Genomic DNA, 13,819 nt, shown 5'->3' with positions numbered 1-13,819 from the left:
CTGGCGGTTTTCTGGCGTTTCAGATCTTCTGGGCATTGCCGGTGCTTCCGTTGCCAGTGCGCTGCTGTTTTCGGCTGGTCTGGTGCTTATGGGGTACCACCTGCCCAGTATCACGTTTCCCATCATTTATGCGCTTGTTCTGCTGATCATGCTGGGCGGGTTGCGGATTGGTTATCGGCTGGCGCATCGCATGGCCGTACGCAAGGCAGACCAGCGCCGGGTGGTTCTGGTGGGGGTGGATACGGTAGCAGACCTCTATCTGCGGGCTATTGAACGTAACCCTCAGGCCGGTATCCGGGTGGTGGGGTTGGTGGCCCTGGGCACCCATCAGGCAGGGCGCCGCATGCATAACGTGCCCATACTGGGGCATGTGGACCATATTGGCACCATTCTGGACAGATTAGCCCGTACGCAGACCCTTCCGGAGTCTCTGGTGGTGACGGAGCCGTCTTTTCGGGGCAAGGGCCTGACACAGGTGCTGGATGCCGCCGCCGCGCATGGCATTGCCGTGCTCCGCACCCCTGCTCTTACCGCGCTGACGCCGGCAGATCGGGTGGAACTGCGCCCTGTGCCGTTGGAAGATCTGCTTAATCGCCCCCAGGTGCCGCTGGATCGTGCCGGAATGGAGCGACTGATCGGGCAGCGCACCGTGCTTGTTACTGGCGCTGGGGGCAGCATCGGTTCAGAACTGGTGCGTCAGATTGCCATGCTGAAGCCGGACAAGCTGATTTTGCTGGATCACGGTGAATTTGAGCTGTGGCAGATTGATATGGAACTGGCGGACAGCGCGCCAAATGTTTCACGTGAAGCGATCGTTGCCGATGTGCGCGATGAAGCGCGGATAGAAGAGGTCATGGGTCGCTTCCGGCCTGATCTGGTGTTTCATGCCGCCGCCCTGAAGCATGTACCGATTGTGGAAGCCAACCCGGCCGAGGGGCTGCTGACCAATGTGCACGGCACCCGCGTTGTGGCAGATGCCGCGGCCCGGCACGGTGCGCGTGCCATGATTGTGATTTCAACTGACAAGGCGGTTAACCCTTCCAGCCTGATGGGGGCCGCCAAACGGGCGGCGGAAATGTATTGTCAGGCGCTGGATATCAGGGCGCGGACATCCGGCAGCCCGGAAGCCATGCGGTGCATCACCGTGCGGTTTGGCAATGTTCTGGGCTCAACTGGGTCCGTGGTGCCTCTGTTCCGGCGGCAGCTTGAACGCGGAGGGCCGCTGACAGTTACGCACCCCGAAATGCGCCGCTATTTCATGACTGTCTCGGAAGCCGTGGGGTTGGTGTTGCAGGCCAGTGTGCGTGGCACCTGTGGGGGTGAAGGGTCCGGCACGGATGCGTTGCTGAGGGATGGCGGCATTTTTGTGCTGGATATGGGCGAACCCGTGAAAATTGTAGACCTCGCCCGGCAGATGATCCGCCTTGCGGGGCTGCGGCCTGATGAGGATGTCAGTATTCGCTTTACCGGTCTGCGGCCGGGGGAAAAGCTGTATGAAGAACTCTTCCACGGGCGCGAAGCCCCGGTGCCGACAGACAACCCGGGCCTGCTGATGGCCACCCCGCGTGTGGTGGATATGGCTGACGTAACCGAAGCTGTGGACCAGATTACCCGCTATGCCCGTGCCGCAGATGTGAAGGCTGCCCTGCGTATTCTGGCGTTGCTGGTGCCGGAATTCAATCATAACCCCAAAGGAGAGGTGCGATCTTCCACGCCAGAAGGTGTGGAGAATGGCGCGCCTTTGCCTTCCCCCCATACGGACGGTACAGAACAGGTGGCATGATGAACGAAAAGACAGAACGCCCGATCGCTTTCCTTGATCTGGCGGCGCAGCAGAAGCGCCTTGGCCCAGCACTGCGCGAGCGGGTGGATGCCGTGTTTGCCCATTGCCGCTTTGTGATGGGGCCGGAAGTCACGGAGCTTGAGCAGCGCCTGGCTGACTGGTGCGGTGCCAAGGACTGTGTTGGCGTCTCCTCCGGCACGGATGCGTTGCAGATTGTCATGATGGCGGAAAATATTGGCCGGGGTGATGCCGTGTTTCTGCCCGCGTTCACCTATACCGCAACGGCTGAAGTGCCTTTGGTGCTCGGGGCTACGCCGGTTTTTGTGGATGTGGACCCCAACACGTTCCAGATTGATCCCGATCATCTGCGCGCCCGCATCCGCGCGGTGCGGGAAGCCGGAAAGCTGACCCCCCGCGCCATTGTAGGAGTGGATCTGTTCGGTCAGCCTGCGCCGTGGGAGCAACTGCGCCAGATCGCGCAGGAGGAAGACCTGTTTCTGCTGGCCGATTGTGCGCAGGCATTTGGGGCCGACCTGAACGGGAAACCTCTGGGGCGGGAAGCGACAGCGACCACGCTTTCTTTTTTCCCGTCCAAACCCCTGGGGGGCTACGGTGATGGCGGGGCCATCCTGACGGATGACCCGGAACGCGCGGACCTTTACCGTTCCCTGCGGACGCATGGCGAGGGCAAAACCCGTTATGAAGTTCTGCGCACGGGCATGAACGGGCGGCTGGATACCATTCAGGCCGCCGTGCTGTTGGCCAAGCTGGATGGCTTCAAGCAGGAACTGGCCCGTCGGGACGAGATTGCCCGTGCCTATGATGCCGGATTGGCAGATGTGGTGCAGGTGCCAGCGCGGGTGCCTAACAGCGCGAGCGCCTGGGCCATCTATGCCATTCTGGTCAAAGACCCGGCGGAGCGTGAGCCCCTGCAGGCCCGCTTGAAGGAGCGTGGTGTTCCATCCGCCATTTATTACCCGTTGCCGCTGCACAAACAGCCCGCGTATCGGGATCATCATGATGGAAGCCGCCTGCCGGTATCAGAAGATCTGTCCACCCGGATTCTGGCATTGCCCATTCATCCGGAACTGACGGATGAAGAGGTTTCCCGTATTATCGCAGCGGTGCGCGGGTAAGGAGAAGAGGCGAATGAGAAAAGAAACGGCGTTTGTTATCGGGTTTCTGGTGCTGACTATTGGCACGGCGTCGTTGATCTGGATGTTCGCGCTGCCCAATTTCAAGCCGATCGTGATGCCGCAGGTGGCCAGCGGCAATATTGAGGTTGGTCCCATGCGGCACAAGCGGGAGCTATCATCAGAGGAAGCCAAGACCGTCAACGCCTGGTTGCAGGACCATAAAGGCGGGTGGGGGCCTCTCAGCCGCACGCCGCCTTCATCTGGTGATTCCCGTGTGATGCTGAAGGATGAAAACGGCAAGGAAGCGCTGGCCATGACACTCTGGACCGGTATCAGTGCTGCAGACTGGAATGACACCGTGTTTCTTGAAACCCCGGATGGTTCCAAAGTGTATATGGAAACCTTCTCGGACAAGGATTTCGCGCCTTTGCGTGCGCTGGTTGACCGGTTCCAGTTCAAACGCTCAGCTTTTCCGTAAGGCGCTGTTTCAGGCGTGATCAAAAAAGGCCATCGGGTTCAACCCTGATGGCCTTTTTAGTGGTATCCTGTTTACGGATTAGATGTGAAATCAGCCTTCCGTTTGATTTCGGGCTTTCGCCCTATATCAGCTATTCCATATCCTTCCTGCCACAATCAGGACGTGTGTCGAGTGATGGGGGAGAACGTTCCGTCAGACTGATCCATCCATGGGAAAACTGTTGATTCAGTCCGGCAAAGGCAATGCGTCTCTGTTTGCATTCTATACGTTGCCTTCTGGCCCCCTCAAGGAATGCGTGTTTGGTGGTGGAATGCGGCATTCTGCAAAAGCCTATGGTGGTGAAGTCAGTTATGGGAGTATGAACGTGCCACAATGCGCCGTTTTTAATGGCTCTTTGCAGTGTGATCTTTCCAATTTTTTCCCTCATTATGTGGGTGGACAGGCGCGGCCAGTGTGCGCAACCTCTTTAACAAGAATTACATTGGCAATTACCTGAGTTATGCCTTCTATGGTCAGGAATGACGCTACTTGAGGGTACGCCGAAACGCGCAGGGCACTATCGGCTTTGCCTGGTAAATTTCGTTCCTGTAGAAAGAATTTTCTCAAAAATATTTTGCAGGTTCTTGCTGTGATTGGGGCTGGAGTGTCTGCTTTCAGCCTAGGTTGCACACCCTATCCCGACTGAAAAAGCGACACGTCCATTGTTGAAGGATGTCTTTACGTCCAAGCAAATAAATCGAGGTTAGCGTTTGTGGCGGAAGCGGACATGTGTATGGTTTATTTCGCCGCATGTTCTGGCACCCAGCATGGCCATATCACGGTCAATTTCCGCCATTAGAAGCCCTATGGCGTGGGTTACACCAACTTCTGCTCCCAGAGCGGCAGCGTAGTTGAACGGCCGACCAACAAACACAAAAGCCGCTCCAAAAGCGAGGGCTTTCAGAATATGGCTTCCACGCCGGAAGCCACTATCTATCATGACCGGCAAGGTTGTGGCGGCAACAATTTCGGGCAGAATACGTAAAGGGGTGATGGCGCCGTCCAACTGGCGGCCACCATGGTTGGAGACGATAATCGCATCCACACCACTTTCTTCTGCGGTGCGGGCATCATCAGGGTGGAGAATACCCTTGATGATCAACGGACCTTTCCAGCGCTGGCGGATATGGCGGATATGCTGCCAGTTGAAATGATCGCGCGCGGTAAAATCACGCAGAACATTTGCCGAAAGAATGGGAGCTCCCCGTTCTGCAAATGAATTTTCAAAATGCGGCATCCCGTGATGCAGGAGGGTGCGGCCAAAAGTGCCGACAAGCCAGCGGGGGTGCGTCAGGCCATCCATTGCCAGTCGGAGTGATGGCCGGAGAGGAGTGGAAAATCCGGTGCGGATGTTATTTTCCCTGTTGGCGCCTACGGGAATATCAACTGTCACAACAAGTTCGTGAAACCCGGCCTTGTGGACACGGTCAAGTAATGCGTCAATCCGCACGGTCTCTCCCGGAAGGTAGGCCTGAAACCAAGTGCCCGGTGCCGCAGCACCTACCTCTTCCATGGGAATGAGGGAGGAGCCACTGAGCACCATCGGAATTCCCGCTTCTTTGGCGGCAACGGCCTGAGCAATGTCTCCACGATAGGCTGAAAGGGCAGAGAGCCCCATGGGGGCAATACCAAAAGGCGCGGTATAAGTGCGGCCCAGAAGTGTGGTCTGTTGGGTTCTGTGTGAAACATCGCGCAGAACCTGCGGGACCAGATCAAGGTCAGAAAACGAGTCCTCATTTGCTGTGAGAGAAATATTGTCTTCCGCCGCCCCGGAAACATACCCGAAAATAGGACGAGGGAGTTTTCTGCGTGCCGCCGCCTCAAAATCTTTCAGGGCGAGAAAGGAGGAGAGTTTCATGGAGGGCTTTCTGACATAAGACCTGCGGAAAGCAGGAGCTTATCACTCTTTATTTTCCCATCCATTGACGAGTGTGTGTAAGGGGCTAATCAGCGTCGGACAGATGGATGGTGCGAAGAACCCGTATCCATGCTTTTCTGCCTGTAACAAGATCAAGAGGTTATGATTCTGAGGTAAGCAAGAAGGAGGGTTTTTAGAACCTTCCCTATCTGTGGGGGGCAGCGTGTGTATGATACGGTTCGCTTCTCCTCTCCTCTCCTCTCCTCTCCTCTCCGTGCCACGCCTCAGGTGGGTAACAAAAATTATCTGATAATCTCTGGAATGTGTTTCAGTGTTCACGTCGTGGGGGCCGGATTTTCCGGGATTGCAAAAGCCCCCTGCCGCGGTCAAGCCGCGCAGGCTGCCTTGCCGCTCATCAGGGCCAAGCCTTCTGCAACGGAAACAAACTCGCCGCCTGTGTCCACGCGCTCCGTGCCAAAGCGGCGAATGAAGAGGTTTCGCACGGCAGGAACAAAGGATGTGCCACCCGTTAGAAACACGCGGTCAACATCCGCAGCGGTAAGCCCCGCATGTGTCAAAGCTTGATCGACCGCGCTATCAAACTGGGCGAGGTCTGGCGCAATCCAGCTTTCAAATTCCGCACGGGTGATGGTCTGTTCCACCTTGAAGGACCGGTGTTGAAACCGCAGGATTGTGCTGTCTGCTGAGGAAAGCGCGTTTTTGGCGGCCCCCACGGCACGGTAGAGAGCCTGCCCCTGCTGGTCCTGCACAAGATCAATCAGGGCCCGCAATTTTTGCGGCTCCGAGACTGTGCGGGCCACGTCTTCCATGGCGCGGAGGGTCTGGGGCGTACGCATCAGCGCCAGACGGTGCCACCGGCCAAGGCTTGCATACCATTCTATAGGAACCGGCAAAGGTTCTCCGCCCATCACACGGTATGTGCAGTCCCGCCCAAGCAGTGGGGCGATAACCGTGTTCAGAATACGGTAGTCAAACTGATCTCCGGCAATACCAACGCCGGAATGGCCCAGAGGCTCGGCATGGCCGGGACGGGCTGGGTCAAAGCGCAGCACCGAGAAGTCACTGGTGCCGCCGCCAAAGTCGCCAACCAGAATGGTGGTCGGGTTCTCCAGCCGTTGGGCAAAACGCCAGCCAGCGGCTTCTGGCTCCCACGCCAGTTTAACCGAGGGGAAGCCGGCTGCGGTAAAGCTGTCGCGCAGGCGTTGGGCACCCAGTGCGTCATCCGGAAAATCTCCGGCAAACTCCACGGGGCGGCCCACCGTTACATCCACGCTGGCAGGGTCAATGGCCACGGCCTGCATCAGGTTGGACAGGAAGCGCGCAATCAGCATTTCCAGCGTCAGGCGGCGGCTGAACACCTGCGTCTCGCGGAAGGATTTCTGCGCAAGATAGGATTTCATGGACATGATCATGCGGGATTCCGCCGGATCTTCCAGATAGGCGTCAATCGCCGCCGCCCCTATGGCTTCCTGCTGAATGATGCGGGACCCGACTTCATCCTGCCAGAAACACAGCAGGGTGCGGCAGGTGTCAGACTCTGCATGTTCCGGAAAGCGAAAACGCAGGGTTTCAGTCTTTCCGTCAGGATGTGCCAGCACCACCACGCTGTTGGTGGTGCCAAAATCAATGCCCAGTTTCAGCCTGTTGGTGGAGGCATTGGCAGGGTGGGCATCGTAAGGTGCATCCGGGACTGTGTTGCCCGGATGAGGAGGGGCGGAAGGAGCGGTCATGGTGTGGTGTGCGGCGTGTTTCAGGCTGAGGGGCGGTCGGTCATATCAAATTTCAGGGGAGCACCTATGGCTTTGTCGGCCAGTGTGCCTTCCCACATCACCTGGTTACCCCGAATGATGGTGCCCACGGGGCGGCCCATCAGGGTTTCTCCCGTAAAAGGAGACCAGCCACATTTTGAGGCCAGCCAGCTTTGTTCGATTGTCCAGCGGGCCTTGAGGTCCACAATCGAGAAATCAGCATCATACCCTACGGCAATGCGGCCTTTGCGCACCAGCCCGAACAGCCGCTGCGGCCCGGCAGAGGTAAGGTCCACCAGACGGCGCAGGGTGAGCCGATTGTTGGCCACATGGTTCAGCATCAGCGGCAACAGGGTCTGTACCCCCGGCATGCCGGAGGGAGACGCCGGATAGGGTTTGCCTTTGGCTTCCAGCGAGTGGGGGGCGTGGTCAGAGCCGATCACATCCGGCATCCCTTGGCTCATCCAGTGCCAAAGGCCGTCCCGGTGTGCGCCGGAGCGGATGGGCGGGTTCATCTGCGCCAGCGTGCCAAGGCGGGCATAGGCGTCTTCCCCGGCCAGTGTCAGGTGTTGGGGGGTGAGTTCACTGCTGGCAATGTCCCGATGCTGGGAAATCAGCGCCAGTTCCTGCGGTGTTGTAATGTGCAGGATATGCACGCGCCGCCCGGTCTTGCGGGCCAGCCGCAGGGCGCGGGTGGTGGCGCGCAAGGCGGTTTCATCATCCCGCCAGACAGGGTGAGAGGAAGGGTCTCCTTCCACACGCTCGTCCATACGTTCTTTCAGGCGGGCTTCATCTTCCGCATGAATGGCCACACGGCGCAGGCCGGAGCGCAGCACCCGTTCCAGCATATCATCCTCGGACACCAGCAGATTGCCGGTGGAGGACCCCATGAACACCTTGATGCCTGCCGTGCCGGGCAGTTTTTCAAGTTCTCCGCACTGGTCAGCGTTATCGACTGTCGCGCCGACGTAAAAGGCGTGATCACACCACATACGGTTTCTGGCGCGGGCCAGCTTGTCCGCTACGGCTTCCGGCGTGGAGGTGGTGGGCTTGGTGTTGGGCATTTCAAATACGCCCGTCACACCTCCCAGCACAGCGGCGCGGCTGCCGGATTCCAGATCTTCGTTTTCCGTAGCGCCGGGTTCCCGAAAATGCACCTGTGTGTCGATCACGCCCGGCAGAATGGTCAGGCCCGTGCAGTCCAGTTCCCGTGCGGCTTTGCCTTGGCCACCAATGGCGGCAATCAGCCCATCGCGCACATAAACATCTGTCACCACGGTTGCGTCTGGCAGCACAACGGAGCCGCCTTTCAGAACCAGATCAAATGAACCGTGCGCCGTTGCGGCGGCGCTGCCGGGCGTGCTGCTGGAGAGGGGCATGAAGCTTTAATCCTGTATGCTGGACCTGAAAAAGCGGGGGAATTCGTCAAACCGGAGGCGTGACGGGCTCCGGGCTTCCGTTTTTTCTGGCGGTCGGAGCCCGGAGCGTCAACGCAAAATACGGCCGATGATGTGTGCTGCCACGAAATGCCGTGCTGGTGGAGATCAGCGGGTAGCCGGGGTTTCCCGCGTGCGGGTGCGCATGGTCACCAGTTCTTCGGCAGAGGTAGGGTGGATGCCAACAGTGCGGTCAAAATCCACCTTCCGCAGTTCGGCGGTCACAGCCACGGCTACGCCCTGCATCATCTCGGCGGCATCGTCGCCCAGAATGTGGGCGCCCACCACTTTCTGACTGTCCTGATCCACCACCAGCTTCATGACTGTCTTGCGGTCCTTGCGGCCGCTGAGCGTGTGGCGCATGGGCGTAAAGCGGGTGAAATAGATATCCACGGTGCCATGTTGCGCGGCTTCAGCCTCGCTCAGCCCCACGGATGCCAGCGGAGGCGAAAAGAACACCGCCTTGGGCGTGGTGCGCAGACACCAGGAACGGGGGCGCTCCTTGCCGAACAGCCGATCGGCCAGATTATGGCCTTCCGCAATGGCAACCGGGGTCAGGTTCAGGTGGTCTGTCACATCGCCAATGGCGTAAATGCCGGGCTGACTGGTCTCACGCTTGCTATCGACCTTGATGCGTCCGTTTTCCGCCGTTTTCACGCCCGTTGTTTCCAGCCCCAGCGAATCGATCTTGGGACGACGGCCGGTGGCAAGAAACACGCAGTCTGTTTCAATGGTGTGGCCGTTATTCAGCGTGACAGTATAGGTGCTGCCGTTTTTGCTGATCTGGGTAGGGCTGGCCGGAGCATGCTGGGTGATACCGCGAACATGAATGGCCTCCTTCATGGCGGCGCGCATGTCTTCATCAAAGCCGCGCAGGGGCAGTTCATGGCGGTAAACCAGATCTACCTTTGAGCCCAGCCCCGCAAAAATACCCGCAAATTCGATCCCGATATAGCCGCTGCCCACAATCACCACCCGTTCCGGGCGGGCGGGCAGATGGAAGGCTTCATCAGACGTAATGGCGTGTTCGGCCCCCGGAATATCCGGCTTCATGGGCGTGGAGCCCGTGGCGATGACAATATGTTTGGCTGTAACCGTGCGTGGCGCTTCAGTCGGGGCGAGCGGTGAGGGCTCAATGCGCACGGTATGGGCGTTTTCAAAACGGGCATGGCCGGTCAGCAGCGTGATGCCTGCCTTTTCCAGCATGGACACGTAAATGCCGTTCAGGCGCGTAATTTCCTGATCTTTGGCGGCAATCAGTTTTGACCAGTCATGCGTGCCGCGGGTGCTGTTCCAGCCAAAGGCATGGCTGTCTTCCACCATGTCCCCATATTCGCTGGCTTGAACCATCAGCTTTTTGGGCACGCAGCCCAGATTGACGCATGTACCGCCCCAGTGGCGGCTTTCCACCACCGCCACACGGGCGCCATGCCCAGCCGCGATTCGCGCACAGCGTACGCCGCCGGAGCCTGCGCCTATGACTAGAAGATCAAACTCATGCGTCATTGGCGCAGGCTCCTTGTGCCGGGAATGGAAAACGGGATTGCAGAGACCCCTTAGCGTCCTGCGAAGGCTTTTTCCACCACGTAGGAGCCAGGGTTGGACATATTGCCTTCATCAAACCCGCGGGCCTGCAGCAGGGCTTCCGTATCTGCCAGCATTTCCGGAGAACCGCAGATCATCACGCGGTCATGCTCGGGGTCCAGTTCCGGAATGTTCAGATCACTGAAGATCTTGCCGGTTTCAATCAGCTTGGTGATGCGGTCGGTCACGGCAAATTCTTCACGCGTCACGGCCGGGTAATACAGCAGCTTGCCAGAGATATCCTCACCCAGGAATTCGTGTTCCGGCAGTTCATGGCGAATGTGGTTGGCATAGGCCAGCTCGCCTGAAATACGCACCGTGTGGCTGAGGATGACGTGATCATAGCGTTCATAGCAGGCCGGATCCTTGATCAGGCTCATGAACGGTGCCAGCCCCGTGCCGGTGGACAGGAAATACAGGTTCCGGCCTGGACGCAGGTTATCCAGAATCAGGGTGCCGGTCGGCTTGCGGCCAATCAGAACCGTATCGCCTACCTTCACATGGCGCAGGCGGGAGGTCAGCGGACCATCCGGCACGGCAATCGAGAGGAACTCCAGTTCATCTTCATAGTTAGGAGAAGCCAGGGAATACGCGCGCAGCAGCGGTTTTTCGTTCAGTTCAATGCCGATCATGGCGAACTGACCGTTTTCAAACCGCAGGCCGGGGTCACGGGTGGTCGTGAAGCTGAACAGACGGTCTGTCCAGTGATGGACTGTCAGCACCTTGGCGGGATACAGGTGCCCGTATTCCTTGGTGGGCGGCGCAAGATGCCACATACCGTCCTGTCCATCCACGGGCAGAAGGCCGGTGGGCACTTCCGAGGCGGACATTTTGGGCAGGATATCGGAAAAGGTTCCGGTCAGCTTTTCTGGCATGGTTTCAGACATGGGCCGCTTTATACTCCGCTTGCAGCAGATCGAGAGATAATGCCCCCTCATTGGCCCTTGGGTTCTGGTCTCACTCCTGAACGGCACAAAGGCGTATTTTCGGGGCGTGTTTTCTGGTCGTGGCGGCGTTTCTAAGGGCACAGAAGGCCAGATGCCAGCGTAAATTCATTTCCGGTCTTGTGTTGGGGGCATGCTTGTACGGTCTATTTTGTTTTGAAACAAAGAGTTAGCATGAAAACAATGCACTCAGACCATACGTGAGATGCCATGGGCGAGACTCCGGGTTTCATCTGCATCATGACGAGGGGTAGCGTGAATCTTTCATTGTGCGCCCAAGCCGTGGTGTTTGTGGAGCCGCGGGATGTGACGGAGGGATGAAATAGGGCGGTCTTTGCGCCGTGGGGCATTGTTCCGGTGCGCAGGACGGGGCATGAGTAAGGTATGACGTCAGAACCTTTTGCCTCGCCCGCGCGTGAGGCGTTTGTCCATGTCACAGCCCGTACGGGGCTGGAGGTTGAGCCCAAGGAAGAGCAGGAAGTTCTGCGCCGTGTGGCGCGGGCTCTTGAACCCGGCGCGCGAGACATTTCGGACGAGACATTTCGCAGCATCCTGTGCACGGTGCGGCGCAAGAAGCGTATTTCCCGGCTGGTGGACCTTACCCGCCGCAGCGGGCGCATCTGGGTCACGCGGGACGAGATTGAACAGGCCATTGCCACCATAACCGAGCCAGAAGCCGGAGATACGGAGCTGGAGCGTGCTCTGGCTCCGGTAGCGGAAGAACGGCTGCGGTCCTACGCCAAAACACCCAAGGCTGTGTTTGAGGCCGTGCAGGCTGATCTGCTGGATACGGGGCGGGTACTCTCTCCCGGTCAGACAGACCTTCTGCTTATGGCCATTGCCGTGGCCTTCGGCCTGCCGGAGGGCGATCCTTTTCTGGATACAGCCCGGCAGGAGGAAGCCCAGCGCCAGAAAGTGGCGCATACCATTGAACGCACGGCGCAGGAAAAACGGCAAAAGGAAGAGCAACGGCTTCAGGCGTGGGAAGAAAGCCTTGTTCCCTTCAAGGACGTTCCGCGGATTCTCCGCTGCTCGCACAAGGAAGCACTTCGCTGGATTGCCGAGAACCGGCTGCCCGTGGCCCGAAAGGTGCGCGAATCGGGCGGGCGGGAACGGTGGGAGTTTGACCCGGCTGAACTTGTGGCCCTGCGGGACAAACTGGTCGAATGGCGTATTGGCACCGGTACGCCCGCGTCCGGCAGCCCCCGTGTTCAGGCCGATATGGGGCGCAAGGTGGCCAACTCGGTCATTGCACGGGTGGCGGCCCTTGATCGGTATGCTGCGCATTTCCGCACGGCCCGCGCGCTCAACCGTCGCATTACGTTGGTCACCGGCCCAACCAACAGCGGCAAATCCTACACCGCGCTGAATGCGCTGGCGCAGGCTGAAAGTGGTCTGGCGCTCGCCCCCCTCCGGTTGCTCGCGCATGAGTTCCGGGAGGCATTGGCCTCACGCGGCGTAGAAGCCTCTCTCGCCACCGGTGAGGAACGCATTATCGTGCCGGAAAGCCGCCATCTGGCGGCTACGGTGGAAATGTGCCCGTTCTACAATCCCGTTGATGTTGCGGTGATTGATGAAGCCCAGATGCTGTTCGATACAGATCGGGGGGCTGCATGGACTGCCGCCATCATGGGGGCTCCGGCCCGTCATCTTTATGTGCTGGGCGCCCCAGACTGTATTCCCATGGTGCGGCGCATTGCCGAACTGTGTGGAGACCCGCTGGATGAAATCTCTCTGGAACGGAAAAGTCCGCTCCGGGCAGCAGCGCAGCCTGTCAAACTGACGGATCTTACAACAGGTGACGCGCTGATTGCGTTTTCTCGCCGGGAAGTGCTGGATCTGCGGGCCGCCCTGATGCAGCACGGGCGGCGTGTGGCAGTGGTGTATGGGGCGCTCAGCCCGGAAGTGCGCCGTGCAGAGGCCCAGCGGTTCAATTCCGGCGCGGCCGATATCCTGATAGCTACAGATGCCATTGGCATGGGGCTGAATCTGTCCATCAAGCGGGTGGTGTTTGCCGCCCTGAAAAAATTTGATGGTAAGCAGACGCGTGATCTTACGGTGCAGGAAGTCAAGCAGATTGGCGGGCGTGCGGGCCGGTATGGCAAGCATGAAGTTGGCACTGTGGCGGTCTTGGCTGGTGCGGGTAGCCCGTCCTTTATTCGCCGCCAATTGGAAGCGGATGCGGAACTGCCGGAAGATTTACGTCCCTTTGTGCAGCCGGACGCCGATATTGTGCGGGCGGTTGCGACCGAAATCGGGTCAGAAAGCCTGTATGGCGTGCTGTCCCGTATTCATAGGGCCGTGCTGCGCAAGGATGATCCCAATTACCGGCTGGCGGATATGGAACAGGCCTTTGCTATCGCTTCGGCGCTGGAAGGGGTGGACGGGCTGGATCTGACAACCCGCTGGTCTTACGCCATGTGCCCGGTGGATGATCGGGACAACGGGATTCGTCGTCTGGTGGGCTGGGCAGCCGACCATGCGGCGGGCCGACGTGTGCTGCCGCCGGGCACGGGCCGCCTTCCACCGAGTGAACGGGCCAGCCGCGAAGAACTGGAACGTGCGGAAAAACGGCATAAGCGGCTGGTGGCATGGCGTTGGCTGGCGCTGCGCTTTCCGGAGTTTTATCCGGACCGGGAAGAAGCCGAAGACACGACTCGGAAACTGAATGACTGGATTGAAAGCGTGCTCCGCCAGCAGAGCCGCACCCGCACCACGGCGGGCTCTCGCCGTGGGCACGGATAACAGGGCTTTTTCTGACCGGGCCTGTTAAGCTGCTTCCGGGTGTGGGC

9 protein-coding genes and 1 pseudogene are annotated in these 13,819 nt (G+C 59.1%); 5 read left to right on the top strand and 5 right to left on the bottom strand.

The window, feature by feature from the left end:
- The 4 genes and pseudogenes from AD944_RS05995 to AD944_RS05980 form a co-directional block, all read left to right on the top strand.
- Window positions 1-1,783: polysaccharide biosynthesis protein (locus tag AD944_RS05995; protein ID WP_061474794.1), on the top strand; the 1,783-nt coding region annotated here is incomplete at its 5' end.
- Window positions 1,783-2,919 carry a DegT/DnrJ/EryC1/StrS family aminotransferase gene (locus tag AD944_RS05990; RefSeq protein ID WP_045541277.1) on the top strand — a complete coding sequence of 379 codons (1,137 nt, stop codon included), beginning with the start codon at window positions 1,783-1,785 and terminating at the stop codon, window positions 2,917-2,919. The genes AD944_RS05995 and AD944_RS05990, both read left to right, overlap by 1 nt.
- Window positions 2,920-2,932: 13 nt before the next feature.
- Window positions 2,933-3,397 carry a hypothetical protein gene (locus AD944_RS05985; RefSeq protein ID WP_035380638.1) on the top strand — a complete coding sequence of 155 codons (465 nt, stop codon included), beginning with the start codon at window positions 2,933-2,935 and terminating at the stop codon, window positions 3,395-3,397.
- Between the two features lie 101 nt (window positions 3,398-3,498).
- A pseudogene (locus AD944_RS05980) lies at window positions 3,499-3,919 on the top strand (TonB-dependent siderophore receptor); the annotation flags it as partial.
- 220 nt (window positions 3,920-4,139) lie between these two features.
- Here AD944_RS05980 and AD944_RS05975 read toward each other — a convergent pair.
- The 5 genes from AD944_RS05975 to AD944_RS05955 all read right to left on the bottom strand — a co-directional run bounded on the left by AD944_RS05975 (window position 4,140) and on the right by AD944_RS05955 (window position 10,913).
- Window positions 4,140-5,294 carry an alpha-hydroxy acid oxidase gene (locus tag AD944_RS05975; RefSeq protein ID WP_045541265.1) on the bottom strand — a complete coding sequence of 385 codons (1,155 nt, stop codon included), beginning with the start codon at window positions 5,292-5,294 and terminating at the stop codon, window positions 4,140-4,142.
- Window positions 5,295-5,680: 386 nt separating this feature from the next.
- Window positions 5,681-7,045, bottom strand: a complete 1,365-nt coding sequence (locus tag AD944_RS05970) for an Hsp70 family protein (protein WP_236709100.1) — start codon at window positions 7,043-7,045, stop codon at window positions 5,681-5,683.
- 20 nt (window positions 7,046-7,065) lie between these two features.
- Entirely contained in the window at window positions 7,066-8,442 is a 1,377-nt protein-coding gene (locus AD944_RS05965) for a dihydroorotase (protein ID WP_045541266.1), read from the bottom strand.
- A 165-nt stretch (window positions 8,443-8,607) separates the two neighbouring features.
- Complete coding sequence (gene gorA / locus AD944_RS05960; RefSeq protein WP_045541267.1) at window positions 8,608-10,005, bottom strand: glutathione-disulfide reductase; 1,398 nt, start codon at window positions 10,003-10,005, stop codon at window positions 8,608-8,610.
- 50 nt (window positions 10,006-10,055) lie between these two features.
- Window positions 10,056-10,913, bottom strand: coding sequence for a ferredoxin--NADP reductase (locus AD944_RS05955; protein ID WP_373317145.1), 858 nt, complete (start codon window positions 10,911-10,913; stop codon window positions 10,056-10,058).
- 498 nt (window positions 10,914-11,411) lie between these two features.
- Between AD944_RS05955 and AD944_RS05950 the strand changes: the two genes are divergently transcribed.
- Window positions 11,412-13,772: a helicase-related protein gene (locus AD944_RS05950; protein WP_045541268.1), complete on the top strand. Its 2,361-nt coding sequence runs from the start codon at window positions 11,412-11,414 to the stop codon at window positions 13,770-13,772.
- The last annotated feature ends 47 nt before the right edge of the window (window positions 13,773-13,819 follow it).

This window comes from Acetobacter tropicalis (assembly GCF_001580915.1).
Classification (GTDB): domain Bacteria; phylum Pseudomonadota; class Alphaproteobacteria; order Acetobacterales; family Acetobacteraceae; genus Acetobacter; species Acetobacter tropicalis.
The sequence above is the reverse complement of the archived record's forward strand: the minus strand, read 5'-3'. Positions and strand labels throughout refer to the sequence as shown.